The sequence below is a fragment of the Chitinophaga dinghuensis genome (genome assembly GCF_003259435.1).
In the GTDB taxonomy this organism is placed as follows: Bacteria; Bacteroidota; Bacteroidia; order Chitinophagales; family Chitinophagaceae; genus Chitinophaga; species Chitinophaga dinghuensis.
This window is the reverse complement of the sequence record NZ_QLMA01000004.1, coordinates 447,809-474,387: the sequence shown is the minus strand read 5'-3', so window position 1 is coordinate 474,387 and position 26,579 is coordinate 447,809. Positions and strand designations below refer to the sequence as shown.

Genomic DNA, 26,579 nt, shown 5'->3' with positions numbered 1-26,579 from the left:
TAAGGATACTGATTAATCAACAACATTTATGGCGGTATTAAAGCAATCACCTTACATACTTTATTCCGACGGAGAGGGTAATATCTTCGAAGATACGTCTATGCACGTGGCTGGACGTAGTGGCTGGGATGCCTATCCCATTGACGTAGAGGAATGGATCGAATTACCTGAAGGCGGAAACCTGTATGAATTGCCAGGCCGCAGAGGAATTGGTCTCAACGCGGAAACCGGAGAGATGGAACTCTGTGAAAAAGGTTGGGCTGTAGCGGCTTTTATTCCGCCGGCACATACCGGATTTTACCTGGCTGCTTACGAGACTATGCCGGATGCCCCAACCCTCCCACTTTTCTGCTACACAGCAGTAGGTTGGCTGGATGGTAAATTCTATGTTCCTGCGACCCGTATTGAAGCGGATATTCGCCAGGAATGTGGCGGTTTCGATGCCAAAAAAGTAAAACAAGGCGTAAACCAGCTGATGGCTGCCTACCCGCATAACAGGCTGGTACAACATCTTGCTGAAAACTGCGCCCTGACATATGAATGTCCTGCTGCCCGTAACTATTTCATGGGCAGATGGGAATGCCCGATTCCTTCCTCCCCTGCCTGTAACGCTAACTGTGTAGGCTGTATCTCCTTCCAGCCGGAAGAAGAAAGCATCGTTTCTACACAGGATCGTCTGCGTTTCAAGCCTACAGCGGAAGAAATTGTGGAGTATACGGTTCCTCACCTGGAATCAGCGCCTTTCCCAATCGTAAGTTTCGGACAAGGTTGTGAAGGTGAACCCCTGCTGATGTGGGAAACAATCCGTGAATCTATCATCGAAATTCGTAAGCACACACCAAAAGGCAGCATCAATATCAACACCAACGGTAGTAAGCCAGATGCAGTAAGAGCCCTCTGTGAAGCGGGTCTGAACAGTATTCGCGTAAGTATGAACTCCTGCCAGGACAAATACTATACGCCGTATTACCGTCCGAATAACTATAAATTCGAGGATATTGTGGAAAGCCTGAAAGTGGTGCGCGAATTTGGCGGATGGACTTCCATCAACTATTTCGTATTCCCAGGTATGACCGATACAGAGGCTGAGTATGAAGCATTACGTAAGCTCATCCAGGAAACGGACCTGAACATGATCCAATGGCGTAATTTCAATATTGATCCGGACTGGTACCTGGGTCGTATGAATATTGCGGAAACTGGCGAATGTATGGGTATCAAGCAATTGATGGACCTGATACATGAAGAGTTCCCGAATGTGAAATTCGGATACTTCAATCCTCCGATGGAACGTATCACCGGAGATTATATGGAAGATTTCGCTCACTAGGATTCTTCTTCCAGTGATAGCAATAACCCGTCCCTGTGCGCGCTTTCAGCTCCAAATCGGTACTGGCGCGCATAGGATGATGGGGACATCCCGGTCACCTTTCTGAATACCCGGTTAAAAGTAATTGGATTGTTATACCCCGTTGCATAAGCCACTGAGGCGATGCTATCATATTCCCCTCCTATAATTTTCTTACAGGCTGCATTGATCCTGATTTCATTCAGGAATTCCAGGTATGTTTTGCGGGTATGTTTCTTAAAATATTTGCAGAATGCATAGGTAGTGAGGTGCGCTACATTCGCAATTTTCCCCAGCGTAATATTTTCCGCGTAATGCTCCAGGGTATATTGGTAGATATCATTCATCCGAAGCCCTTCGGATTCACTGTAAGCATGGCGGGAGAACCCGGTAGACAAAGACTTCCACTCCTTCACCTGTTTCGTCATCTGCAGTAACAACTGCACAAAAGCCAGCAGGCGTTCTGCTCCTGTCAGTTTTGAAATCCGGACAATATCTGGTCCGAAACGTTCTTCGTACATCGCGGGTAGCTGCAAACTATTCCTGGAATGCTGGAGGAATTTACGGATGCCTTCCATTTCTGGAAGTCTCAGTAATCCCTGGAGAGCGTGTTCGTGGTCAAAGAAAATATGTATGGCGTGAATATTCTTCTCTTTCAGGTTCTCGAAGTATTTGGCATCCCCTTTAAACATATGGGGCTGATTGGCGCCAATTACATAGACCTCTCCTGCCTTAAACGGCTGCGTATAGTTCCCGGTGATAAGCGTACCCTCGCCACGGATAATGAGGGTAATCTGCGCCTCCTTGTGGCGGTGCAGGTAGTGGTAAAAGTATGGTAAGATGTCCTCCTGTACTACTACGGAGCCTTCATCAGCTACCGGAACTGTAAATTGGATAACTTTCATTTACCAATTTTACTACTTTTTACCAGATTTTAGCAAATCGGGGACAATATTTGTATATCGTTTAACAATTTTTGTGATGGATAGCGATATCAGCCGTTTGAGTTTTATAAATTTTTAGCGGCATCCAGCTTTTTCTGGAGGAAGAAGAAGCCCGTTGCAGCCAGCACGCAACCGAATGCGGTGAGTCCCCACCAGATCCGGAAACCCAGGTGACCTACTACAAAGGCGCCTGCGGTAGGAGAAACAATATTGGCGACGGAATAAGAGATCGTATAGAGCGCAGCATACTGGCCGCGGTTATGGTCCTTACTACGGGCTATCCAGAAGCTGTTCATAAACGGCAGGGTAAGCATCTCCCCAAAAGTGATGATCACCATGAATACAGATGCCACTATCCAAAATGCGGGCATGGCCGACAGGAAGATATACGCCAGGCAAACCACGAGGGCTCCACGAACAATGAAGAGCAGGTTGGGCATTCGACCATCCAGATGATAGATCATCACCATTTCAATAACAGCGATCATGATACCGTTAACAGACATATTCAGACCGATGGCCCATTCTTCCAAATGCAGCACCTCTTTGAAGTAGAGCGGGACAATACTGGAAAACTGGAACAGGCAAATGGCGCTTAGCATGGCGAAGCCCAGGAACCATATATAGATCTTGTCTTTCCATACACCATCTTTGGTACTGGATTTATCGGCATGACTTTTGGCGGGAGCCGGTACTGGAGGCAGGAATACGCGCATGAGAATAGCCGCAGTGATACAGGTGGCGCCGTCTGCCCAGAACAGCAAATCATAGCTGAAACTGGCCAGGATACCACCGATAGCAGGACCTACAGACCATCCCAGGTTTACTGCCAGGCGATTCAGAGAATAGGATCTGGTTCTGTTTTCTGGTTTGCTATACGCCGCAATGGCAATACTGTTGGCCGGTCGGAAGGCATCGCCTACAGAACTCAATGCGAAGACGCAGATACAAATCTGTGGAAATGTATGCATCTGGCCCAATAAAATGAATAATAAACCGTTAGAAAAAAGACTCCAGAACTGGACCTGATAAAATCCGATTTTATCTGACAGCCAACCGCCGAGTGAAGCGCCCACAATTGCACCCGAACCGAAACAGGCCATTACAATACCTGCCTGTCCGATGGTAAAATGTAAATGCTGGGTAAGATACACCGTCATGAAAGGAATGACCATGGTGCCACTTCTGTTGATCAGCAGGATTAACGATAACCACCAAGTCGCCGGGGAAAGCCCTGAGTAGGCATTTCGATAAAGACTCAAAGTTTTTTGTACGGGATTCATAAGCAGGTTGTAAAGATAAAATTTAATAACGGATAATGGTGGAACTTATCCGGTAATTATTAACTTTGATTGAAGATCAAGCAGCAGACAACATGCAGGAAGATAATAAGAAGAAGAATATTAAGGCTTTAGGAGTGACTATCGGCGTACATGCGTTGCTGTTAGTTGCATTGTTGTTTGCAGGATTCTCTGCGCCGCCTCCGTTACCCAATCAAGATTTGGGTATGGAAGTAAATCTCGGTACCTCCGATGATGGTATGGGCGATGTACAACCGCTTGATCCAAATCCTCCGGCAGCAGAGGCGCCAACGCCAGCTCCCACAGAAACCCAGGAACCGGCGAAAACAGATGAAGCTCCTCCGCAGGATATCGCTACTGATAATGATGCAGACGCCCCTGAAGTAAAAAAACCGGAAAAACCAGTGGTGAAGCCTCCAAAGGAATTGCCTAAAAAACTGGAACCTAAACCGGAAAAAAAGCCAGCGAAAAAACCGGCAGTTGAAACGCCTCCGAAACCAGCGCCCCCAGCACCTGCTCCAAAACCGAAAGCAGTGTTTGGTGGTATCACCAATAATAATTCCGCACATAGTGGCAACGGCGCCAATGGCTCCAACAGCTCCACCGGCGAAGGAAATACCGGCAAACCCGGCGACCGTGGCCAGATAAACGGAGACCCTAACGCCAAAGGCTATACGGGCGGTGGCGGCCTCGGCGGCGGCAGATCTGATTTCAATCTCAAAGGACGCAGTCTGATCGGCAGACCTTCCGTCACCTACGACAGCAACGAATCCGGCTATGTAGCCATCAGTATAAAAGTAGACCAACAAGGAAATGTGATCGCTGCCAGCTATAGTATGAGCGGTTCTACTATCAGCAATGATAATCTCATTGCCATTGCCAAACGCGCTGCTACGCAGATAAAATACAATGCCAGCCCAGATGCGCCTGAAGTTCAGTTCGGGCTGATCCGGTTCTATTTCAAAGCTGAATAGCGTATACCAAATATTGTGATGTGAAGTATGAGGAAGAAGGATAAGCAATATACCTGATTCCAACCAGTATGTCTTGTACTGTCCTAAACAACTAACACCTGTGAAAACTTTGAGCACAAATGCACAGTCGAACTGTGCAATCGAAAACACCTGTTTTACCTACTTTTTGCCAGCAAATGAAGATTATTAACCGTATCTTATTGAGCACAGTCACTGCGCTCGCATGTACTGCTGCAGCCACAGCGCAGACTTTTACAGGCTTCCATCAGAGTAATTATGCCGGCGTTTACGGCATCATGTACAACCCTGCCAGCGCTGCCGCCACCCGCTATAAATGGGACCTGAATATTTTTGGCGCAGATGCCAAAGCAGGAAATACCTACATGAGCCTTACTAAAAAAGCTATCTTTTCAAGCGCATATGACACTCTCCGCAAGAATCAGGATTTTTTCCTGGATACGGCGGCCAGAAGGAAGCAAAACGGATGGGAAATGGCAGAAATCATGATGCCCTCCCTCATGTATTCTATCGATGAGAAACAGACCGTATCCTTTATCTGGCGTATCCGTAGTAGTAGCAACGGCGGTAATCTCCCTACTCCCCTCGCTAACTTCTTTGGCGATAATTTTCCGAATCCAAACTATAAAGGCAATAACTACACCATTGAACATGCTGCCGTAGCCTCCAACATTTGGAATGAATTCGGCTTCAGCTATGCGCGCATATTGCGCAACAGCTATGGCGGCGTCTGGAAAGGAGGTATCACCTTAAAATACCTCAGCGGAATAGCAGCGGGGTATGCTTCTGTAGACAATACTACTTTTCAGTTTAACTCCACCCGGGACGGTAGCATTAGTAAAGGTACCATGCGATATGGCTACTCTGAAAATCTGGACCATTGGGCTAAACCTACTATCAGTAACCTTAAAATTGGCCGTAATTCCGGCTTTGGAGCTGATCTGGGACTAATTTATGAATACCGCCCGGATAATGACGGTTTCGGAGATTATGTAGGCGACCACTGGAATCCCTCTTCAGATGCTTATCAATTTCGTGTAGGCGTTTCCATTACCGACATCGGTAGCATTGGTTACAACAAAGCCCCTTCAAATACCGACCTCCTGCTGCAAACAGATCATATAGATCCCAAAGACTTAACTTACAAGAAAAATCAAAGCCTGAAGCAGTATGCTGCCCAATTGAATAAGGCTTTCACGCCAGTAGCTTCTGCCAGCGATTTCAGGATGGCACTGCCAACCATGCTGCATCTGATGGGCGATTACAATATAGACGACCGCTTCTTTGTATCTGCCAATGCGGATATTGCCATGAATGGCGGCAAGCATAATATTTACAAAACCTATGGCATGACCCAGATACAGGTTACTCCCCGTTACGAAGTGGAGTACTTTGGGGCAGCCATGCCTATTGTCCTAAATCACAACGGGCAGGCGGATGTAGGCGCAGGTATCCGCATTGGCCCTTTGATGCTGGGTTCTTATTCCCTGTTCACCAACCTCTTCCGACGTCGCCTGGATCATGCAGACGCATATGTTGCCCTGCGATACATCCCGATATTTAAGAAGAGCGATGCGAATGGCGGCGGTATATTCCATATGCGGAAAAGACAAACCCGCTGTCCGGCCAATAGCAATTAAGGTATGCGCTTGTAATTGCAGGAATTTTTATCTTCGCCTGAGATTAATGAGTCATGCAAAAGTATCAAGAGACATTGGACTTCCTCTTTCAGCGGTTACCTATGTTTACCAAGGTAGGCGAAAGTGCCTTTAGGAAAGACCTGGACAACACGATAGCCTTGCTGGAGGCGATAGACAATCCACATAAAAAATTCAAATCCATTCATGTTGCCGGCACTAATGGTAAAGGTTCTTCCAGCCATATGCTGGCAGCCATCTTCCAGCAGGCAGGTTATAAAACAGGATTATATACGTCCCCGCATCTGCTGGATTTCCGGGAGCGTATCAAAATCAACGGACAAATGGTCAGCGAGCAATTTGTCATTGATTTTACGGAGCGCATGAAGCCGGAAATTGAAAAAATCAATCCTTCCTTCTTTGAGCTGACCGTAGCCATGGCCTTTGAGCATTTTGCAACGGAGCAGGTGGATATTGCTATTATTGAAGTAGGTTTAGGCGGCCGGATAGACAGTACCAACGTGATCACCCCGGAAGCGTCATTGATCACCAATATCAGCTACGATCATAAAAATCTGCTGGGCGATACCTTACCGCTTATTGCAGGAGAAAAAGCGGGTATTATAAAAGCAGGCATTCCTGCTGTGATCAGCGAAAGGCAATCAGAAACCAAAGATGTTTTTATCCAGAAAGCCGCTGCAACAGGTGCGCCACTGCACTTTGCAGATGAAGAATGGATGGGGGCCGCCAACGGGACAAAGATCACTAATACCCATCTGGATTTAACGTTACTGAATATACGAAAGCAAGAAACCCGTCATTATAAACTGGATCTGAATGGTCAGTACCAGGAGAAAAATGTAATGGGCGTTTTGTCGGTTGTACAGATCATGCAACAACGAGGCTGGCAAATCACGGAAGAGCATATCAGCACGGCCCTCGCACATGTAAAACGATTAACAGGTTTGCGTGGCAGATGGGAAGTGGTGAATCAACATCCTCTGACAGTACTGGACGTAGGGCATAATGAAGCTGGCATCATCGAAATTATGCAGCAATTGCGACATATGACCTATACCAGTCTGCATATTGTTACCGGCTTTGTGAAAGATAAAGAGGTGGAGAAAGTGCTGCCTTTATTTCCCGGCAATGCACACTATTATTTCTGTAAAGCCCAGCTGCCAAGGGCATTGGATGAGGTGACGCTCACAGAAATGGCTGCAGCACATGGTTTGGACGGCAAGGCCTATCCTACTGTACAACATGCACTGCAAGCCGCGAAACAACATGCAGAGAAAGATGATATGATCCTCGTTTGCGGCAGTTGCTTTATCGTAGCAGAAGCGTTATAGCTATTTCATTTGTAACCTGTTCAGGTGCATTAATGCATAAAATACACAGGTTACATGCAGACTTTGCAGCAGCTGATTGTCTTTGATTAGTTGCTGCAGTTCTTCCATAGACATGAGCACTACTTCTATTTGCTCATTGTGATCCAATTGCTGTTCTCTCACCTTTACGCCGCCAGTTGCCAGGAACATATGGGTGAGGTTATTAGTAGAACCTGGATTAGCGGAAACGCTACCTAACGGGATAATTTCCTTGAAGCTATACCCTGTTTCTTCCATCAGTTCCCTTTCCATCGCAAAAGCAGGAGAAGGATCGGTATCATCCATGGTACCTGCCGGTATCTCAATGATGGTTTTACGCACGCCGTGACGGTACTGGCGGATCATAATCGCCTGGCCGTCTTCTGTGAGTGCAAGGCCGTTTACCCAGTCGTTATATTCCAGGACATAGTACGGTTCAACGATTCGTCCGTCCGGAGTTTCACAAACATCCTTTCTGGCTGTCAGCCAGGTATCCCTATGCAGGTATTCTGATGACAGTAATTTCCAATCCATGTTATTCATTGCCATAAATTATTCCCAGTTCATTCTTTCCTTCAACGCAGTAATGTGCGCCACATGATGCAGGCCGTGCCAGGCATACATTGCGGTAATCGTTTTAATGTTGAATTCTTTCTTATGTTCCGGATGATAGAACGTACGCTCCCACTGCTCCGGCGTAATAGCTTTCAGACAAGCCACCCAGCGGGCATGGAGCGCATGTAATAAGGTGACAGATACGTTAGTAGGTACGGTGAAGACATCCGGCAGTTCTGCCCATGCTTTTTCCTCGTATACTTTGATCGTTGGAACATCTTCGGTGAGTGCCAGTTTCAAACGCGTATAGGCGTTGAGGTGACTATCAGCCACATGATGGACAAGTTGTGCCACTGTCCAGCCATCAGGTCTGTAGGGCGTTTGCAGCTGCGCTTCATCCATGTTTTGTATCACTGTTTCCAACAGAGCGGGCAGATAACGGATATCATTGATAAAGCCGTTTAATTCATCCGGCGTATAATCCACTTTCGCCTGAAAGCGGCCGATGGGGTATTGCAGTGCTTCCATTACGGTATGTTAATTAGTCTTCTCGTAATTCTTTTCCTGTCAGATGAATGAATACATCTTCCAGGTTTGCTTTTTTCACTTCCTTTTTACGCTCAAACCCTTGTGATACCAGCTGGTCTATCAATGCATCCGGGGAAGCCAGCGCAATGATATTACCGCTGTCTACGATGGCGCAGCGATCGCAGAGGAATTCTGCTTCATCCATGTAGTGAGTGGTGATTACCACAGTAGTGCCTTGTGCGCGTACCTCCAGGATCAGGTCCCACAGACTTCTTCTCGCTTGAGGGTCCAGGCCGGTGGTGGGTTCATCCAGGAAGATGATGCGCGGTTTATTGATGAGCGTGGTAGCGATGGAGAAACGTTGTTTCTGGCCGCCAGAAAGCTCTTTATATTTAGCGTTGGCTTTGTCGGAGAGATTGAACATACCCAGCAGCTGGATAGGGTCCACCGGTTGGTTGTACAATCCGCCGAACATTTCAATGAGTTCCGTCAATTTCAGGTTGGGATAATAGCCGGAGCTTTGGAGTTGTACGCCTATGATTTTTTTGATTTCTCCAGGGGATTGATCCAGGTCGAAGCCGTCTACATTTACGGTGCCGCTGGTTTTTTCCCGGAGGGTTTCGATGATTTCAAGTGTAGTAGATTTTCCTGCGCCGTTGGGACCGAGCAGGCCGAAGATTTCACCTTCATACACCTCAAAACTGAGCCCTTTCACTGCGGTAAACTCTCCGTATTTTTTCACCAGGTTGCTGACCTCGATGATTTTCTTCTTTTCCATGCCGCCAAATTAGACATTAATTAGGAAAAGATAAAGGCAAGTCTGTACAGACTTGCCTTTATCAGATGTGTAAGCCGAAATAAATATTTTATTTCTTGATGAATACCTGGGTAAAAAAGGTGATGCGGCCACTTCTGGCGGAGCCGATGCCTATCAGATTGTAATCTCCCAGCATGTTTTTGCGGTGGCCCGGACTTTTAATCCATCCGTCTACCACTGCTTCTGCGCTGAGGGTGCCATAGGCCACGTTTTCAGCGGCAGATCCTACACGTCCCATTTTTTTAGAAATGTTCGCCACACGGTCTTCGAAGCCTTCATGACCGAAGCCGGTACTGCCATCCGCCATATCGCGACTATGACGCGCCGCCTGCTGACTGCAATAGCTATCCAGCTGTAATGGTTTTAATCCTTTGGAAGCCCTGAAACGGTTGGTGTAATAGAGGATTTGTTCCTCCATCGTATTGCCGCCCTCGTCGGAGGCCTGACGGGTGGTAGCGTGAGAACATGCGCTTACCTGGAAAGCGCTAAAGAGGACTACCAGAAATGTAAGAATACTGCGGCCTTTCAAAACGAACATAAAAATAATGGTTAATAATAAAAAATGATTAATGTGTTTATAGCACTGACTAAAAAATTATGCCAAGGTTTATTTTTTGCGCAGAAATGTATGTGTTTGTCTGATATTTTTTTTGGGAGACACGTAGTTATCGGTCTGCAGCTGGTATTACAATGGTGGTATAGGGCGCATATAATTCCCAGTTTAAGGTGGAATACAGCGCTTTTCCCTGGGTGGTGGCAACCAGTAATCCTGTGGTAGCGCCCTGCTGTATTACCATGTTACTAAGGGCTGTCATGACCGCGGAGCCCAGGCCTTTGCGTTGATGGGCTGGTTCGGTGGCTATACGGTCAAAAATGGCATACTCCCCTACCATAGCAATGCTGCCCAGAGCGGCCAGTTCGCCGGACGAAGTGAAGATCCTTGCTTTAGGAGTGGCTCCTGGAGTGGTTTCCATATAATAGGAGGAGGGCAATTGAACAGCGGCCTGGCGGTCGCCCCATATTTTCCTCATCATAAAACCGGGAGGACAAATTTCCCATGGGGGCAGTAGTAAAGGACGAATTTGCTCCGGTGTGGCGCAGACTTTCAGAAAAATGTATGGTTGGTCTATGGTGTGCTGGAGGTCTTGCCATCCGGCGCATAGCTGCGGAAAAACATATCGGACCAGTTGATCCGGCCAGCCAACATCAATGCGGAATCCACCCTGATCCGGCACAGGCCCCATGGTACCACGAGCAATAGCCCAGCCTTTCAGCCAGGTTTCTACCAGGAAGGGATCAGCGGGATCATATGGAAGACGTGTTGGCATATATTCCCTAAATATAAAGAAAAACCCGTCTCTGATGAGCAGAAACGGGTCTTTCAGATGCATTAATATACGGTAAAAGTTGTGCTACTTTTTATTGACAATATCCTGCCAGGTATCCACCATGTTTTTGGACCCAATGAAGATTGGCACACGCTGGTGTAACTGAACAGGTTTCAGCTCCAGCAGGCGCTGGCGGCCATTGGCCATCGCTACGCCACCGGCTTTCTCCATGAGGAAAGACATCGGATTACATTCATAGCAAAGGCGCAGACGTCCTGCTTTCCACTTGCCAAAGGCCGGATACATAAAGATACCGCCCTGGATCAGCGTACGATGAATCTCCGCCACCATACAGCCAACAAAACGATGGCGATAGATGCGGTCGTTTTCATTGCGGGCCATAAAATGGTCAATAGAATGCCTGATATTCTCATCATAGAGGTGATAATACCCCATGTTTACAGAGAAAATATCGCTTTCAGGAGGACATTTCAGATTTGGGTGGGACAGGCAGAACTCTCCGATGGAAGGGTCCAGTGTAAAGCCCTGCACGCTACGACGGGTGGCATATACCATCATGGTAGAAGAACCGTAGATGATATAACCAGCAGCGATTTGCTGCGTACCAGGTTGCAGGAAGTCTTCCAGGTTACATTCCTCTCCTTCCGGTGATAAACGGCGGTAAACGGAGAAAATAGTACCGATGGAAACGTTTACATCAATGTTGCTGGAGCCATCGAGGGGGTCCATTAAAACAACATATTTGGATTTCCTGGAGTGTTCGTCTGTGAATGCGATGAAGTTCTCTTCCTCTTCGGAGGCCACGCCACAGCAGTAAATGCTGGTTCTGAGAGAAGCAATAAACTGATCGTTCGCAAATTCGTCCAGCTTCTTCACAGATTCGCCCTGGACATTGGTTTTTCCTACTTCGCCGAGAATATCCGCTATTCCGGCTTTGTTTACTTCCACATTCACCCTTTTGGCAGCGAGACCTATATCTCGCAATAAACCGGAGAGCTGACCGGTTGCACCGGGATAATTTCGTAATTCCTGGATGGTGAACTCATCCAAGGTCATTACTCTTTCCTTGTGATTCATAACGCTACTAACTATGTTTCCGGGCGAATTTACAGCAAATGGATTTTATTTTAATGAAACTGTCATTTCTCTGTAAACAGATTTTAAAACAATTCTAAACTTGCCTTACTTTGCCGAATATTTTTTTAATAGAATTTAAACTATCATATGAAGGTTTTCAAGTTCGGAGGCGCAAGTTTAGAAAGTGTTGAACGTATTCGCCAGGTAGGGCAGATTATACAGTCTTACCCAGATGACAAGCTGTTGATCGTTATTTCTGCCATGGGTAAAACGACCAATGAGCTGGAAAAAGTTGCACAGAACTTTTATCTGCGGAAGCGGGAAATCGCTGCACAGTTGCTTTATAACATTGAGCAGCAGCACATACAAATAGCGGAATTATTGCTGGGCACCCGGGAAAATCCTCTGTTTGTACAGCTCCAGCAGTTCTTCACTGAAGCAGAATGGACCCTCGGCGAGAAACCTATGCGGGCATATGATTATTACTACGATCAGCTGGTAAGTATGGGCGAATTGCTCAGTACTGCCATTGTGAGCGCCTATTTCAATACCGTAGGTATTCACAATACCTGGCTGGATGTCAGAGACATTTTCCGTACAGATGATAACTTCAGGGATGGTAATATTGACTGGGCATATACCCAGCGTCAGGTGACAGAGAAGGTAATGCCTATGTTCAATGAAACCGGTATTATCATCGCACAGGGCTTTATTGGCGCTACCGATCAGAATGAAAGCGTTACCCTGGGCAGAGAAGGGAGTGACTATTCCGCAGCTGTTTTTGCGAATATGCTGAATGCGGAAAGCCAGACCATCTGGAAAGATGTGGAAGGTCTGAAAAATGCTGATCCCAAGCTTTTTAAGAATACCGTGAATATTCCGGAGATCAGTTATGGCGAGGTGATTGAAATGGCATTCTATGGCGCGCAGGTCATCCACCCTAAAACGATCAAGCCGCTGCAAAACAAGCAGATTCCTTTATATGTAAAGTGTTTCCTGGATAAAAACCTGCCGGGTACCGTGATTAAAGAAGTAGCGGACCTCCGCAATCTGCCGCCGCTCATCGTGCTGAAGAAAAATCAGGTGTTACTACATATAACGTCTAAGGATTACTCCTTTATTACCGAGGCGAAGATCAGCGACATCTATGAGATCTTCCATGGTTTGAAAATCAAGATCAACCTGATGCAAAACGGGGCGATCAGCTTCTCCTGCTGTATAGATCATAATCCGGAAAAAATAGAACTCCTGATTAAAACATTACATAACGATTTCAAGATCAATTACAACGAAGGGCTGGAGTTGCTGACTGTGCGTTATTATCATGACGGACTGTTGGAAGAGCTTAGTTCCGGGCATCCTATTCTGCTGGAACAGCGCTCTCCTGCTACGATTCAGCGGTTGTGGAAGAAATAAAGTTATCTTCTGCCAAAATTATTTTAAAATGAATGTGCAACTTTTTTTATACCCGTGCGTCTTTATAAAAAAACGAGGTATGAAAAAAGTTGCTCTGTTATATATTGCTGGTATGATGGCCGTGGCCTGCGGGGGGAAAATGTGGGCAAGCCACAGGTCGAACGTTGCCCCCGGAGTACTTCCTTTCGATTTAATCAGTGCCAGCAGTATCCATGCTCCATCTGTTGGTACCGACTGCCCTACCAATATTACCCATCTCAAGACGGAAACCAGAGACACAGATTTTAAGGTTTTGTTGCGTAGCATTTTCACTCAAGATTTTCAATAACAGGTTGCTCACCTGAGTTTTTGCTAAGAGAATTATAACTGCTTCGATAGTATGAAAAAGTTCATGTTGGCATTGGGGATGCTATTGCTCCTTATGATGACCTCCCATGCCCAAAAATCTTCCGCCGTTACCGGACAAATAAGTATAAAAATCATTGATAAAGCGGGAAAACCGCTGCCATTTGCCAGTGTATTGTTAAGGCAAGTAAAGGACTCTGTTCTGGTAAAAGGCGAATTAAGTACGGAAAATGGCGCCTGCGCATTCCAAAATATTCCGGAAGGTCAATACTTCCTTCAGGCTTCACAAATGGGCTTCACCACTGCTTATACCCCGGATTTCACCATTGATGCCGCCCATAAAAAAATTTCTATAGACAGTATCGTACTGGCGCCGCTTTCCAAAACCCTGCAAGGCGTAAACGTTACGGCACAAAAGCCTTATATAGAAAGAGAACCCGGCAAAACTGTTCTGAACGTGGAAAGCAGTCCTACTGCTGCCGGTAACTCCGCACTGGACCTGCTTCGCAAAGCGCCGGGCGTAGTACTCGACAATAACGAAAACGTTATTCTGCAAGGTAAATCGGTACAGGTAATGATAGATGGTAAGCTCACCTACCTGAGTGGAGAACAGTTGACCAACCTGCTCAAAACCACGCCAGCAGAGAATATTGGCCAGATAGAACTGATGACCACTCCTCCTTCCAAATATGATGCTGCCGGTACCGGAGGTATCATCAACATAAAAACTAAAAAAGGAAAACTGACCGGCATCAACGGTTCTGTTAATGGCACCCTCACGCAGGCCTATTATCCAAGTGCCAATGGCGGTGCTAATTTCAACTGGAGAACAGAAAAATTCAACCTTTATGGTAATGGAAATCTGGGTCAGTACAGGAATCATATAGACAGAGAGTTCAAACGGACTTTCCGTGATGCAGGCGATACCTCTATGCTCACCCAGACTATTTCACAACGGGGAAAATTTACGGACAGAAGTTATAAAGTTGGCTTGGATTACTTCCTGACCGACAAACATACAGTGGGCGTGCTGGTGAATGGCTATTCTAATGCTTTCAAATCTACCATTCCCAGTACCACCCCACTTTTCAGACCAGGACAACGTCCGGACTCAATACTGTCTTCTTTCACCACTAACAACAATCACTTTGACAATATCGCCGTCAATCTGAACTATAAGGGAGTACTGGATACTTCCGGCAAAGAAATTAGTGTAGACGCTGACTATGCCAACTTTCACAATGTTCGTAACATGACGCTGAACGATAGCATGCTGGATAATCACAGCGGCCAGTTCAGGAATATGAACGGAGTACAGAACAACGCGTCTGCACAAATCATTATCAAGAGTCTGAAAGCTGATCTCACCTGGCCTTTGGGTAAGCAGGGAAAACTGGAAGCCGGCGCTAAGGTGGGATTGGCTTCTATCAACAACATTATGCAGGCAGATTCTCTGCAAAATGGCAAATATGTGAGAGCGCAGTCACAGAGTGATGAATTTGATTACAATGAAAATGTGTATGCAGCCTATGCCACTTACAGAAAGGCAATCAAATCCACCAGTTTCGCAGTAGGCGGCCGTTTTGAGTATACTAATTCAAAAGGGATATCTCATACCATGGATAGCACGGTAGAAAATAAATACTTGAATTTCTTCCCGAATATCTCTGTAGAGCAGAAGCTGAACGATAAGAATAAAATCAGTCTTGCCTATACCCGTCGTATAGACCGTCCGGAATATAACCAGCTGAATCCATTTGTGTACTACCTGGATCGTTATACCTATCGCCAAGGGAATCCTTATCTGAAGCCACAATATACTACTTCCACAGAGTTCAGTTATGTGTTGAAAGATAAATACATCTTCACCTTGAACTATAGCCGTACCAAGCAAATAATGGAAGAGTTTCTGGATCAGGACGATGCCACTAAAGTGACTATCAGCAGGGATCTCAACTTTGATCATGCCGATCACCTGAATTTATCTGTTACCGCGCCATTTGATCCAACTAAATGGTGGCATATGGATAACAATCTGAATGCTGGTTACACCAGTTACCTGGTGCAAGCTGGTACAGGACCGCTGCAAACCCGTTCTATCTGGGATTACAATGTGAATACCACGCAGACCATCACGCTGCCGAAAGACTATAAAGTGGAAGTAACCGGTTTTTACCAGTCACCTTTTATCTTCGGTATATTCAAAGGAGATCCGCAGTATAATATGAATCTGGGTATTCAGAAAAGCTTCCTGGACAAGAAAGCGACGATTAAGCTGAATTGTAATAACCTGTTACATCCGCAGTATTTCAGGGGCCGTGCACAGTATGCCAACCTGGATATGAATATTTACAATATCTGGCAATACAGAAGTTACAGTATCTATTTCAGTTATAAATTCGGCAATAACTCCATTAAAGCCGCTCGTGACCGGCAGACTGGCGCCAGCGCAGAGAGCAAACGCGCTGGTTGATTTCCGTCATCATCAGTTAAAAGGGCTGGTTGTTCGCAGGAGCAACCGGCCCTTTTTGATTAATCAGGTACGACTTCCATTGATGTAACCTTCCAGACTGGTAATGATGTATTTCTGGTCATCGATGATGTATTTCACGACATCGCCGATAGAGACCAGACCAATGAGCCGCTGTTGTGCGTTCACAACAGGAAGATGACGGATATGTTTATCGGTCATTTTCACCATACAGTCTTCAATAGAGGTATCTTCCGTAACTGTGATGGGATGTTCTGTCATAATTTCGCTAATAGCTGTTTCTTTGGAGGATCTGCCCTTGAGGATAACACGTCGGGCATAATCGCGTTCGGAGAATATTCCAAGGAAATTGTCATTTTCATCGACAACCGTTAATGCTCCAACATTATGTTCTACGAGCATTTGAATAGCTTCATAAACGGTTTTGTCTGGACGAATAGCATAGACTGCGTGACCCTTGGCCTCCAGGATGTTGCGTACTGTTCCCATGGTAAGCCTATTTGATTAGAAATGAAAAACCGACTCTTTCCTAAGATAACATATTTTGCTGATATTGAAAAGCACCATTTCCTGGCGTTTATTAAGGCAAAAAGGTCAATAGTTGTGCCGCCAGATACAGACCTATCCCATATATGGTGTGGGTCATCAGGCTTTTAAGGCGGGCGATAGCGGGTTTGGGGGTACGGGCAGCGGCTATTCCCATTCCCATGGCGGGTTGCATCAGGAAGAACGGTGCTACGGTAGTGCCAATGCCTATGATTAATGCCGGGAGGATCTGGGGAGACGCCAGCCATTCGGGCCCCCAGAGCATTACCAGGAGTATGGAGAAGGTAATGCCGATGCCATAATGGGCCATCCATCCGAGGGCCAGCTCGCCGGGAATCGGTTCTGAAGCCATGATGGGATGATGGTTAAACTTCCCTTTAAAGAGATGTCCTATCCATCGTCCGAGGAAAGCGTAGTTAAGTCCTTGTACCTTAAACAGTTTACGAAGCAGCCAGGCCCAGATGTCCATTATGATTGTAGCGCCGATGCCGGTGAGGATTGTTTTTAAGATGATCTCCATATTAAATCGTATTTATAATTCCGAACAGTGAAAAGATTTCCGAACAGTGTTCGGAAATTAAGAAAAAAAAAGCGCCGGCTCCTGGCTAAGAGGGGACGGCGCGCTGTATTTACAACATCAGGATACTTGGTTACGAACGATGGCCCCGAGTGCATTTTTCAGAATGCGCAGGTTCATGTCTTTACTTAGCTTGTCGTTGGTAATATTGATAGCTGCCAGTCCGTGTACCATTGCCCAGAGCGAGAAATAGGTATCGCGAACAGTTTTACTTTCAGGATCTTTTGCATGGAGGACCACCGCAATGGCTTCCTGGAAGAGCTGTTGTGGCAGTGTTGCATTTTCCACTGCGACTTCCGGTTTCGGGCAGCTAGTTTGAATGCCATACATCAGTTTGTACAGCTCTTCCTGCTTGTTAGCGAATTGCCAATAGGCCAGCCACATGGCTTCCAGCTTGGCATACGGCGCCTTCTGCCCCGCTGCCGCTTTGCGCAAACCGTTAGACAATAAGGTATACCCCTGCCCTGTCAATTCTGCCAGAATGCTATCCTTGTTGGCAAAGTATTCATAAATAGAGGCTACTGCATACTCAATACGGTCCGCAATTTTACGCATACTCAGCGCCTGACAGCCTTCTTCCGTGATGATTTCCAGCGCGGCGTCCAGGATATCTTTTCGGACCTGCGCCTTCTCTCTGGCTATTCTCTCCTTGCTACCCATAAGAATTTTTTTCTAATAGTGTTTTACTACCGAACACTGTTCGGCAAATCTACGAATCAATTCCGGATTAATGGCAACAAAAAAAAATCCCTGCAGCGTGAGCGGCTGCAGGGACAGTTAGGATATTGTCTCTCTAAAAAATTATTCTAATGTTTTCATACCCTTTACCGGAGCAGCGGTTTGCTGATGCAGATCGAATACCACGATCTGGTTGTCTCCTTTCTTCAGCCATGGAGCCGGGCAATACAGGCGTTTCTGCGGACCAATTTCCCAGTAACGACCCAGGTTATGACCATTCACCCATACAATACCTTTACTGAAGGCCGACATATCAATGTAAGTATCTTTTGCTTCTGGCAACTGGAAGGTAGCGCGGAAGAATTTTCCTTCGCGGCTATCGGCGGTAGTGGAGGAAGCCGACAACTGTTGTACGAATTGCTCATTCATCGGCAGACCGAAGATTTCCCAATTCATCAAGGTCATACCATTCAGGACCACTCTGTCCGTAATACCTTTGCGGTCGATGATCGCATCGGCGAAATTGATACGGCCCATGCCTTCCACGAGAATTTCCAATACCGGGTCCTGCACATCTGATTTCGGCAGTTCGATGGTTTTCTCTCCCAGTCGGCGATCCAGCTTACCTACATATTTACCGTTCAGGAAAATGGTCGCATAATCATGCAGATCCTTGATGGTGAGTTTACCGCTTTTATGACCTATCAGTTTTGTTCTGTAAAGCATAAATCCATAATCCTGGCCTAATGCTTCAAATGACACTGGTTGCGGCATTTTCACAGCTGCTGGTAAGTGTTCCCATACCGTTGTGAATGGCTGCAGCGTTACTTCCGGGAAAGTAGTGGTGGGTATTGCCGCAGGGATGGCTGGTAATTTTTTGCCTTTAGGGAGATACGATCCTATCAGCTTACGCAATGCCATATATTTCGCGGTGGTATCGCCCTGTTCATTGATAGGCGCATCATAGTCGTAGCTGGTTACATCCGGTTCATACCCTTTACCGCCCGAATTTGCGCCGGCAGTATAACCGAAGTTGGTTCCGCCATGAATCACATAAAGGTTAAAAGAACGCTTCGTATCCATCAGGAATTTTACTTCCTTCTCGATACCATCAATTCCCGGACGTTGCCATTTTTCGCCCCAATGCGTAAGCCAACCCGGATAAGATTCGCTGCTGAAGCTAGGTACATTCGGATTCTGTTTTTTAGCTTGTGCAAAATCTTCTTCAGAAGAACCTGAATCCAGCCCGATTGCCGCACCGGCAACAGATCCGGCTTCCAGCATGAATGGCGTAGCGCCATCGGCGGTATAGAAAGGAACATTAATGCCATTTTTCACCCACATATCCCGGAGCGCATATAGGTAATCCTTATCGTTACCGTAGCTACCGTATTCGTTTTCTATCTGTACCATCACTATAGGTCCACCATTGGTGACCAGCAATGGTTTCACTTCAGCAGCCAGGGCATCCACATAACGTTTTACGTTTTCCATGTAGCGGGGATCCATGCAACGCACTTTGATATCAGGCGTTTGCAACAGATAAGGAGGCAATCCGCCAAACTCCCACTCCGCACATACATAAGGCCCAGGGCGTAGCATCACCCACATGCCTTCCGACTGTGCTATTTTGATAAACTCCGCAATGTTGTGATTAGTGGTGGTAAAGTCAAACTTCCCTTTTTCCTGTTCATGGTAATTCCAGAATACATATGCTGCAATGGTATTACAGCCCATTGCTTTCGCCATCTGAATACGATGACGCCAATATTCATGAGGAATACGGGCAGGATGCATTTCTCCGCTGATGATCTGGTAAGGCTTTCCGTCCAGCAGAAACGCTGTTTTATCCAGTTGGAAGGTATGTTTGCTTTGTGCCTGCACTTGCTGCCCCATCCAGCAGGATAGTGCCAGCATGCCGCTCAAAATCACTTTTTTCATTGCTCTAAGTGGTTGTTGATGTTAGGATTTATTAAGTGTCCAAAATACAGTTTTTATTAAATAAAGCAAAACGGGATTGATGGATGCGACATCAATCCCGTTTTGCTTTATTTTTCAGAGAAAATTTAGCGGTTTATGCTTTCTTATCTAATAAGAGGTTGATCATATCCTGCAACATCAGTTGTGCTTCCGGAGTTTGAATCATGAAACCAGAGAAGATAATTTTTCCGTTCTGGTCTATCAGGAAGTTGCTGGGAGCTCCTCTGACAGGCAGGTTGGTACGATCTGCTTCTTTATCTTTCAGCGGCGTGAAAGTATATTTGCTGGACTTCACAAACGGAATCACATATTCATCCTGATCCGCCATGATGTTTACGCCCACATAATTCACCTGGGTTCTGTCGAAATGCTGCAGCACTTCTTCGAAGTGAGGGAACTCTCCTCTGCAAGGCCCGCAGCCAGGGAACCAGAAAGTCAGCAATACCACTTTCCCTTTGTAATCCTGCATGGTTTTCTTACCGGATTCCAGATAGGCGTCGAAAGAAAAGATAGCAGGTTTGGAACTAGCCAGCAGCTTAGCTTTGATATCAGTCAAGATCGCATCATCCGATTTACCAATCTGACGACCGTACTTATACAGTGGGTCTTTCATGGCACGTGCTGGCTCTTTGAGATAGTATTTCAGCAGGGTATCGTATGCCTGTTGCGGACTCACTGCCGCAGCCGCTTTAGCTTTCGCGAGGGCTACAATACTGATGGTAGGGCCCCAGCGTCTTGCATTTACTTTGTTCAGCAATGCAGAAGCCTCATTCGCCTTACCTGCTTTCAGCAGTTTTTCTGCTTGTATCAGTTGCTCCGCCAACACTTTATTCTTGGTAAAATCATCCTTCGTTGATGCTTCTATTCCTGGAGTAGCGGCCAGTTCTCCAGCCAGTGCAGCTGCTTTCGCAGGATTATCGGCGAGCAGTACATCAAAGTAATCACTCATACCATAGGCTCCCCAGTTGGATTTATTTATCGGATAATGCTGATGCATATCTTCATAAATCGCTACTTTCTCTTTCCGATCAGCAGTACGTAATGCTTTCCAGTACATCGCCTGCGCGCCACGATCGCTCTGCGGGAATTTGGTTCTCAGCTCTTTCAGCATGGCTGCCCATTTTGCAGGGTCCTTGCTTTCGAAACCATACATGTAGCTGAAAAGATAATCAGGACTCTCCGGATTTGCTTCATAAGCTTTCCCTTTGAATGCGGATGCTTTATCAAACTCGCCCCATCTTTCCGCATCTATGGCCAGTTCAGCATAAGCCACTGCCAGCTTGGGATTGATGGAAACCGCTTTCAGCAGATATGGCCTGGCTGCAGGACTTTCCTGATGGGTATAGAAAGTGCCCATACCATAGTTGATACCAGCAGATTCCGGGTATTTTTGCAACCAGGTTCTGAATTGATTGGCACGCAACGTTGTATCCCGGCCAGTAGAGCGATTAAACGCATCAATGGCTTCAATGTTCTCCGGATTATTATTGATAACTGCCACCAGACTATCCACCTTTTTCTGGTCTGTCTTCTGTGCGGCAGCTATACCTGGGATGGCCATGAAAGCCATTGCCATGGCAGTATTTCTTGAATACAATTTCATAACTGAATTTTTTAGGATGAATATTTTTTAACGAATTACCAGCCTGGATTTTGTTCCGGCACCTTGCCAGCAGGATATTTCTGCAGTTGGGCTTGCGGTATCGGGAAATAATACATTTTATCATGCCAGTAGCGTTGTTCCAATGGCACTGTTTTGTAACTTCTTACCCCATTTGTTTCTGTGATCTGCACCGCTGTAATAGCAGCGCCAATCATCGTTACTCCTGTTCCCCAACGACGGATATCATTGAAACGCTGTCCTTCGAATGCCAGTTCCACTGTACGTTCCCGCACATAGATATCCCAGGTAAGTTGCCCTGGTTGTATAACAGGCATGCCTGCACGCTGACGCAAGAAATTGATATAGGTTCTTGCTTCCTCGGGATTATTTAATTTCAGTTGACATTCTGCATAGTTGAGATATATCTCTCCTAAACGCATCATAATACAGTTTTGGTAATTGGTATTACTACCATTGAAAACGTAGCGTGGGTTCAGGAATTTACGCAACATATACCCTGTAATGGCGGTACTATAAGTAGATGGATTATACTTGGAGCCCAACTTCAGATCCATTGTCTGGTTCAGCCAGTCGGTGCCATCATATATAATACTGGCGTGTAAACGGGCATCTCTGTTAGCATAAGGATGCGCCGGATCAAACAGGGGCGATTGGTTCCAGGGCAAGCCGTCTGTCATCAGGTACTGATCCACCATATTCTGGGTAGGGCAATCAATCAAACTACTGAAACCCGTAAAGAAAGTGGAGTTATCATAGAGATCCAGTACATGGGGCGTTCCATTCTGATCGCTACCATATTCCTTGTTAAAGATAACTTCTTTGTTATCGTCATTTTCAGGGAAGAACATGGCGCCATAATCAGGAAACAGGCTGTAACCGCCTTTGTCGATGATTTCTTTTGCTACGTCGGAAGCAGCCTGGTATTCTTTATGATTGAGCAGCAGCCTGCATTTCATGGCCATTGCCGCATATTTGGTAGCGCGGCCTGCTTCTGCTTTGGAATAGGACGCAGGCAGCAATGCAGCTGCTTGTGTAAGGTCGTCTAACATAAATTTCACGCACTCATCATCGGTACCACGGGCCATGGTCAGGTCATCCTGTAAGGTCAGTACCTTTGTGATGATAGGAAAGCGACCAAAAACGGAATAGAGATCCATGTAATGGAGTGCGCGCAGGAACAGCATTTCGCCCTTAATGCGCTGTTTAGTGGCATCCCCGAGCGGCATAACGGATAAATGTTCCATTACGTTATTACAGTTCCTCACGTTGGTGTAGACATTCGTCCATACATCGGTATAGATACCGTTGGCAGCGGCGTACTGCCCGGTGTTCACCAGGTTGGAGCTGAGAAAAGCCCTGGCGGATTTTCCTTCGTCTGTAATATCCATTGGCAGCCAGCTTCCGGCATCGTCGTAGATCGCATGAATACCTGAATAAGATTGCAGTACCACGCGGCTAATGAGGGAGCTGTCTTTCCAGATATTGCTATCGCTGTAAAGGTTCAACGGCCCATTGTTCAGTGCGTCCTTGTTACAGGCGACCGCACCAAGTATAAGCGTTCCCGTTATATAGGCAAGAATTTTTTTCATAGCAGTTAGATTAGAATTGCAAAGTAAGACCAGCGGTATACGATTTCATCAGCGGATCACGCACCTGTCCTGCACTTTCAGGATCAAATAACTTGAAATGGGTGAACGTGAATGCATTATTAGCCGACACGAATACACGCAGTAAGTTCGCATGAATAGGCCGCAGCATATATGCTGGTAAAGAATATGCCAGCTCGATGTTTTTCACCCGCAGGAATGCGGTGTTTCTCAACCAGAAGTCTGATACCTGCTGATTATTCTGGTTATTATACCAAAGGCGCGGGAAAGAAGCATTCGGGTTATCCGGTGTCCATCTGTCCAGTTTCTGTGTGGATGCAGGCAGATTGATATAGGCATAACCTTTTACATTGCCGGCTCCCTGCATGAGTACATTTAGCTCCAGTCCTTCATACTTAGCGCCGAAGCTAACGCCATACTGAATTTTAGGGAACAGATCGGCGCCAATCAGTACACGGTCTGCGGTGGTAATCTTACCATCGCCATCAATATCCTTATAACGGATATCCCCTGCTTTGACATTCGGATACAGTGGTGTTGGGCCTTTCGCCACATCTGCATCAGATTGATACAAGCCATCAGATACGTAACCCAGGCCATTCTGACCTACGCTATTATTGTAATAACCGATAGATTTTCCGCTTACTTTCTGCCAGTCAGGAATACTTTGCGATTCAGGATAGTGAATTACTTTGTTCTTTGCGAAACTTACATTTGGAGAGACATAGTAACTAAACTTACCGACCTTCATTCTATGCGTCAGGTTTAGTTCCAGCCCCCTGCTATCTACGATACCATCGTTGGTAGAAGGCAGGCCAATCCCAATCACAGCGGGCACCTGAGCAGCCGGCGGCGCCAGGATATCTTTGGTGCGTTTATAAAAATAATCTGCTTCCAATGTCAGCACATCGCGCTTGAGGTGTAATTCCAGACCTGCGTTGGAAATATTGGCACGTTCCCAGGTAAACAGCGGATTGGCCAGTACATTTGGCTGAAGCGTCTGATAGAATACAGGAGAAGCTCCGCCCAACGTATAACCGCCAGTAGTACTAAGAGCGTACGTAGTGAGGAACTGGTAAGGATTTACGCGATCGTTACCTAACTGCCCCCAGGATGCACGCAGCTTCAGGAAACTGATCTTGTCTGCAATACTTTGCATGAAAGGTTCATCAGATATCACCCAACCAGCGGAGAAAGATGGGAAAAATCCAAAACGATGATCCGGTGGGAAGATATCTGAACCGTCATAACGGAAATTGAACTGGAACAGATAGCGTGTATCATAGTTATAGCTCACTCTACCAACCATGCCTCTCCTGGCGGATTGTGAGGCTGTTCCTCCGTTGGTTACTCTCGTAGGATCTCCCAATCCGAGTTCAGATAAGCTGGAAGATATAAATCCACTGCGCTGCGTATCGAAGTTGTCGATCTTTGAATTCGTCTGCGTATACAACAGCGTACCGGAAAGCTGATGTCTGCCGAATCTGTTATCATATGCCAGACCACCTTCCAGGGTGGTGCTGTAGCTCTGCGTGAAATACTCGCGCAGGAAAGGATCTGTAGGATAAGCAGCTACTTTCGTATAGGCGCCTGCCGCATTGATGCTGTACATATCATATGGCGTAGCAAAGCGTTTTGCGAAAGTGTAGAGTTTATCAAATGCCGCATTTCCTTTCACCGATAACCCTTTGATAAATGGCACATCATACTGCAAGTTCACCATGGAATTGAAAACATTGCCATTATTAAAATAATAGCCCGACTTACCAATAGATTGCAGATAGGTGTTACCTCGTTGTTCCGGCACATTAGCATAGGTACCATTGGTGAACTGGTTCACACGGGTAGGCGGCGTACTGTACAGGTTCTTGATCACATACTCTGTACCATAAACGGCTTCTCCGTTTGTGTTGTTGAAGGCTCCCATCAGGTTCAGCGTTACTTTCAGATCACGGGTGATTCTTGCATCCAGGTTACTTCGGAGGTTATACCGTTTGTAACCTTCTACGTTTATCATACCATCATTCTTCACATAGCCACCGGAAAGGTAGTAACGTACTTTATCAGATCCGCCGGAAACAGACAGGTTATAGTTTTTCTGCCAGATCGATTTTGCGAGTACCTGGTCTATCCAGTTGGTGTTTGGATAATGATCCGGATCAGAACCATCTTTAAATTTCTGTAAGGCATCATCACTAAAACCTACGCCTAAAGCGGGGTTATAAGCATTCTCATTTTTCAGCGCTTCGTTGTACAAGGATGCATACTGATAAGAATTCATTTGCTTATAATACTGTGTAGGACGTTGATTGATTAAGTTGGCAGTAAAAGCGATATTTGATTTACCGAGACTACCTTTCTTCGTGGTCACCAGGATTACGCCATTTGCCGCACGGGCGCCATATACAGAAATCGCAGATGCATCTTTCAATACAGATATTGTTTCGATGTCTGCTGCATTCAGGTCATCCAGTTTCCTGTCCGGGATACCATCAATGACCACTAATGGAGCAGAGTTATTGAAGGTACTGAGGCCACGGACAAACAAAGTAGTTCCTGCTCCCGGAGCGCCTCCCGATTTAATGGAATAGAGTCCTGGTAAGCGACCGGCCAGCATGTCCGACACAGAGGCGCTGGCATGGTTTTGTGTCAGCTCTTCTGATTTAATGGAGGCCATGGACTCTGTTTGTACCCGTTTGGTGGTGGTACCATAACCTACTATCACGGAGGCGTTAAGCTCTGTAAGTCCTGGTTTCAGCGGAACGGTGATGGTTACGGCACTACCATTCACCCGTACATTGGTCTTGTAGGTATTATAACCTATGAATGTAACGGTTACCTGGTATTCGCCGGGAGGTAAATTAGGGAAGTAAAATTTACCATCTTCATTGGTAGCCATTCCTTTGTTGAAAGGCTTGATGCTAACAGTAGCGCCGGGAATAGGCTTATTTTTTTCGTCTGTCACGATACCATTGATTCCCCCATTTACAACAGGTACTGCGAATACAGTGTTGGCAGGCGGACGACCAATCGTTACCAATTTATGTTCTTCATCTATGTACCAGGTCAGTGGCTGATCTTTCATGACCGCCTCCATCGCTTTCTTCAGCGTGGTTTTCTGTACCATAGAAGTTACTGGCAGCGCTGTTTTCAGCTGCTGTGCATCATAGAAGAAATGGTAATTGCTTTGCTTTTTGATGTTGGCAAGCACCTCTTCCAGGGGCGCCTCTTTGACGGATATGGATATATCCTGTGATAGACTTTTAGCGCTCACATGCAAACACATTACCAGGATCAGGAAGAAATTGATCTTCATAATGAGCATCGTTTTTTTAAGTAGGGAACGGGCAAAAAAATGCCTGTAGCAATCTGTTAATTGCATAAATTTGTTGTGTTA

Annotated in this window: 22 protein-coding genes; 7 read left to right on the top strand and 15 right to left on the bottom strand. The window is 46.1% G+C overall.

Annotated features, from left to right (window positions below; genetic code table 11):
* Positions 1 to 28: 28 nt before the first annotated feature.
* Complete coding sequence (locus CLV59_RS14060) at positions 29 to 1,330, top strand: radical SAM protein (RefSeq protein WP_111592676.1); 1,302 nt, start codon at positions 29 to 31, stop codon at positions 1,328 to 1,330.
* Here the strand turns inward: CLV59_RS14060 and CLV59_RS14055 are convergent.
* Both CLV59_RS14055 and CLV59_RS14050 read right to left on the bottom strand, forming a co-directional pair.
* A complete protein-coding gene (locus CLV59_RS14055; protein WP_111592675.1) occupies positions 1,327 to 2,253 on the bottom strand; it encodes an AraC family transcriptional regulator in 927 nt (308 codons plus the stop codon). The two genes, CLV59_RS14060 and CLV59_RS14055, sit on opposite strands and share 4 nt — an antisense overlap.
* 104 nt (positions 2,254 to 2,357) lie before the next feature.
* Positions 2,358 to 3,575: an MDR family MFS transporter gene (locus tag CLV59_RS14050; RefSeq protein WP_111592674.1), complete on the bottom strand. Its 1,218-nt coding sequence runs from the start codon at positions 3,573 to 3,575 to the stop codon at positions 2,358 to 2,360.
* 65 nt (positions 3,576 to 3,640) lie between these two features.
* On the opposite strand from CLV59_RS14050, the gene CLV59_RS14045 reads away from it, so the two are divergent.
* The 3 genes from CLV59_RS14045 (at position 3,641) to CLV59_RS14035 (ending at position 7,574) form a co-directional block, all read left to right on the top strand.
* Positions 3,641 to 4,567, top strand: coding sequence for a hypothetical protein (locus CLV59_RS14045; protein ID WP_111592673.1), 927 nt, complete (start codon positions 3,641 to 3,643; stop codon positions 4,565 to 4,567).
* Between the two features lie 119 nt (positions 4,568 to 4,686).
* Positions 4,687 to 6,225, top strand: a complete 1,539-nt coding sequence (locus tag CLV59_RS14040; protein ID WP_146616197.1) for a DUF5723 family protein — start codon at positions 4,687 to 4,689, stop codon at positions 6,223 to 6,225.
* Between the two features lie 53 nt (positions 6,226 to 6,278).
* Positions 6,279 to 7,574 carry a bifunctional folylpolyglutamate synthase/dihydrofolate synthase gene (locus tag CLV59_RS14035; protein ID WP_170137751.1) on the top strand — a complete coding sequence of 432 codons (1,296 nt, stop codon included), beginning with the start codon at positions 6,279 to 6,281 and terminating at the stop codon, positions 7,572 to 7,574.
* On the opposite strand, the gene CLV59_RS14030 is transcribed toward CLV59_RS14035, so the two are convergent.
* The 6 genes from CLV59_RS14030 to fbp form a co-directional block, all read right to left on the bottom strand.
* Positions 7,575 to 8,135, bottom strand: a complete 561-nt coding sequence (locus CLV59_RS14030) for an NUDIX hydrolase (protein WP_111592671.1) — start codon at positions 8,133 to 8,135, stop codon at positions 7,575 to 7,577. It abuts the gene before it with no gap.
* Positions 8,136 to 8,144: 9 nt separating this feature from the next.
* Positions 8,145 to 8,675: a YfiT family bacillithiol transferase gene (locus CLV59_RS14025; RefSeq protein ID WP_111592670.1), complete on the bottom strand. Its 531-nt coding sequence runs from the start codon at positions 8,673 to 8,675 to the stop codon at positions 8,145 to 8,147.
* 13 nt (positions 8,676 to 8,688) lie between these two features.
* Positions 8,689 to 9,453, bottom strand: a complete 765-nt coding sequence (locus tag CLV59_RS14020; protein WP_111592669.1) for an ABC transporter ATP-binding protein — start codon at positions 9,451 to 9,453, stop codon at positions 8,689 to 8,691.
* Between the two features lie 88 nt (positions 9,454 to 9,541).
* A complete protein-coding gene (locus CLV59_RS14015) occupies positions 9,542 to 10,030 on the bottom strand; it encodes a CAP domain-containing protein (RefSeq protein WP_211323858.1) in 489 nt (162 codons plus the stop codon).
* 127 nt (positions 10,031 to 10,157) lie between these two features.
* A complete protein-coding gene (locus CLV59_RS14010; RefSeq protein ID WP_170137750.1) occupies positions 10,158 to 10,820 on the bottom strand; it encodes a GNAT family N-acetyltransferase in 663 nt (220 codons plus the stop codon).
* Positions 10,821 to 10,904: 84 nt separating this feature from the next.
* Complete coding sequence (fbp, locus tag CLV59_RS14005) at positions 10,905 to 11,918, bottom strand: class 1 fructose-bisphosphatase (RefSeq protein ID WP_111592667.1); 1,014 nt, start codon at positions 11,916 to 11,918, stop codon at positions 10,905 to 10,907.
* Between the two features lie 147 nt (positions 11,919 to 12,065).
* On the opposite strand from fbp, the gene CLV59_RS14000 reads away from it, so the two are divergent.
* The 3 genes from CLV59_RS14000 to CLV59_RS13990 all read left to right on the top strand — a co-directional run bounded on the left by CLV59_RS14000 (position 12,066) and on the right by CLV59_RS13990 (position 16,152).
* Positions 12,066 to 13,334, top strand: a complete 1,269-nt coding sequence (locus CLV59_RS14000; RefSeq protein WP_111592666.1) for an aspartate kinase — start codon at positions 12,066 to 12,068, stop codon at positions 13,332 to 13,334.
* Between the two features lie 79 nt (positions 13,335 to 13,413).
* Entirely contained in the window at positions 13,414 to 13,662 is a 249-nt protein-coding gene (locus tag CLV59_RS13995; RefSeq protein ID WP_146616196.1) for a hypothetical protein, read from the top strand.
* Between the two features lie 51 nt (positions 13,663 to 13,713).
* Positions 13,714 to 16,152: an outer membrane beta-barrel protein gene (locus CLV59_RS13990; protein ID WP_111592664.1), complete on the top strand. Its 2,439-nt coding sequence runs from the start codon at positions 13,714 to 13,716 to the stop codon at positions 16,150 to 16,152.
* Between the two features lie 63 nt (positions 16,153 to 16,215).
* Here CLV59_RS13990 and CLV59_RS13985 read toward each other — a convergent pair whose 3' ends face one another.
* From CLV59_RS13985 to CLV59_RS13955, 7 genes are all read right to left on the bottom strand, one after another.
* Complete coding sequence (locus CLV59_RS13985; RefSeq protein ID WP_111592663.1) at positions 16,216 to 16,659, bottom strand: CBS domain-containing protein; 444 nt, start codon at positions 16,657 to 16,659, stop codon at positions 16,216 to 16,218.
* A 91-nt stretch (positions 16,660 to 16,750) separates the two neighbouring features.
* Complete coding sequence (locus tag CLV59_RS13980) at positions 16,751 to 17,236, bottom strand: DUF2938 domain-containing protein (RefSeq protein ID WP_111592662.1); 486 nt, start codon at positions 17,234 to 17,236, stop codon at positions 16,751 to 16,753.
* A 117-nt stretch (positions 17,237 to 17,353) separates the two neighbouring features.
* Complete coding sequence (locus CLV59_RS13975; RefSeq protein ID WP_111592661.1) at positions 17,354 to 17,953, bottom strand: TetR/AcrR family transcriptional regulator; 600 nt, start codon at positions 17,951 to 17,953, stop codon at positions 17,354 to 17,356.
* Positions 17,954 to 18,094: 141 nt separating this feature from the next.
* Positions 18,095 to 19,912, bottom strand: coding sequence for a glycoside hydrolase family 35 protein (locus tag CLV59_RS13970; RefSeq protein WP_111592660.1), 1,818 nt, complete (start codon positions 19,910 to 19,912; stop codon positions 18,095 to 18,097).
* A 133-nt stretch (positions 19,913 to 20,045) separates the two neighbouring features.
* Positions 20,046 to 21,554 (bottom strand): redoxin domain-containing protein, encoded by a 1,509-nt coding sequence (locus tag CLV59_RS13965; RefSeq protein ID WP_111592659.1) that lies wholly within the window; start codon positions 21,552 to 21,554, stop codon positions 20,046 to 20,048.
* A gap of 35 nt (positions 21,555 to 21,589) precedes the next feature.
* Positions 21,590 to 23,164 (bottom strand): RagB/SusD family nutrient uptake outer membrane protein, encoded by a 1,575-nt coding sequence (locus CLV59_RS13960; RefSeq protein ID WP_111592658.1) that lies wholly within the window; start codon positions 23,162 to 23,164, stop codon positions 21,590 to 21,592.
* A 10-nt stretch (positions 23,165 to 23,174) separates the two neighbouring features.
* A complete protein-coding gene (locus CLV59_RS13955) occupies positions 23,175 to 26,498 on the bottom strand; it encodes a SusC/RagA family TonB-linked outer membrane protein (RefSeq protein WP_170137749.1) in 3,324 nt (1,107 codons plus the stop codon).
* Between the last annotated feature and the right edge of the window lie 81 nt (positions 26,499 to 26,579).

Coding starts and splice junctions, on each gene's coding strand:
- CLV59_RS14060 (WP_111592676.1), top strand. CDS start 29: ATGGCGGTATTAAAGCAATCACCTTACATACTTTATTCCGACGGAGAG.
- CLV59_RS14055 (WP_111592675.1), bottom strand. CDS start 2,253: ATGAAAGTTATCCAATTTACAGTTCCGGTAGCTGATGAAGGCTCCGTA.
- CLV59_RS14050 (WP_111592674.1), bottom strand. CDS start 3,575: ATGAATCCCGTACAAAAAACTTTGAGTCTTTATCGAAATGCCTACTCA.
- CLV59_RS14040 (WP_146616197.1), top strand. CDS start 4,687: ATGCACAGTCGAACTGTGCAATCGAAAACACCTGTTTTACCTACTTTT.
- CLV59_RS14035 (WP_170137751.1), top strand. CDS start 6,279: ATGCAAAAGTATCAAGAGACATTGGACTTCCTCTTTCAGCGGTTACCT.
- CLV59_RS14030 (WP_111592671.1), bottom strand. CDS start 8,135: ATGAATAACATGGATTGGAAATTACTGTCATCAGAATACCTGCATAGG.
- CLV59_RS14025 (WP_111592670.1), bottom strand. CDS start 8,675: ATGGAAGCACTGCAATACCCCATCGGCCGCTTTCAGGCGAAAGTGGAT.
- CLV59_RS14020 (WP_111592669.1), bottom strand. CDS start 9,453: ATGGAAAAGAAGAAAATCATCGAGGTCAGCAACCTGGTGAAAAAATAC.
- CLV59_RS14015 (WP_211323858.1), bottom strand. CDS start 10,030: ATGTTCGTTTTGAAAGGCCGCAGTATTCTTACATTTCTGGTAGTCCTC.
- CLV59_RS14010 (WP_170137750.1), bottom strand. CDS start 10,820: ATGCCAACACGTCTTCCATATGATCCCGCTGATCCCTTCCTGGTAGAA.
- fbp (WP_111592667.1), bottom strand. CDS start 11,918: ATGAATCACAAGGAAAGAGTAATGACCTTGGATGAGTTCACCATCCAG.
- CLV59_RS14000 (WP_111592666.1), top strand. CDS start 12,066: ATGAAGGTTTTCAAGTTCGGAGGCGCAAGTTTAGAAAGTGTTGAACGT.
- CLV59_RS13995 (WP_146616196.1), top strand. CDS start 13,414: ATGAAAAAAGTTGCTCTGTTATATATTGCTGGTATGATGGCCGTGGCC.
- CLV59_RS13990 (WP_111592664.1), top strand. CDS start 13,714: ATGAAAAAGTTCATGTTGGCATTGGGGATGCTATTGCTCCTTATGATG.
- CLV59_RS13985 (WP_111592663.1), bottom strand. CDS start 16,659: ATGGGAACAGTACGCAACATCCTGGAGGCCAAGGGTCACGCAGTCTAT.
- CLV59_RS13980 (WP_111592662.1), bottom strand. CDS start 17,236: ATGGAGATCATCTTAAAAACAATCCTCACCGGCATCGGCGCTACAATC.
- CLV59_RS13975 (WP_111592661.1), bottom strand. CDS start 17,953: ATGGGTAGCAAGGAGAGAATAGCCAGAGAGAAGGCGCAGGTCCGAAAA.
- CLV59_RS13970 (WP_111592660.1), bottom strand. CDS start 19,912: ATGAAAAAAGTGATTTTGAGCGGCATGCTGGCACTATCCTGCTGGATG.
- CLV59_RS13965 (WP_111592659.1), bottom strand. CDS start 21,554: ATGAAATTGTATTCAAGAAATACTGCCATGGCAATGGCTTTCATGGCC.
- CLV59_RS13960 (WP_111592658.1), bottom strand. CDS start 23,164: ATGAAAAAAATTCTTGCCTATATAACGGGAACGCTTATACTTGGTGCG.
- CLV59_RS13955 (WP_170137749.1), bottom strand. CDS start 26,498: ATGAAGATCAATTTCTTCCTGATCCTGGTAATGTGTTTGCATGTGAGC.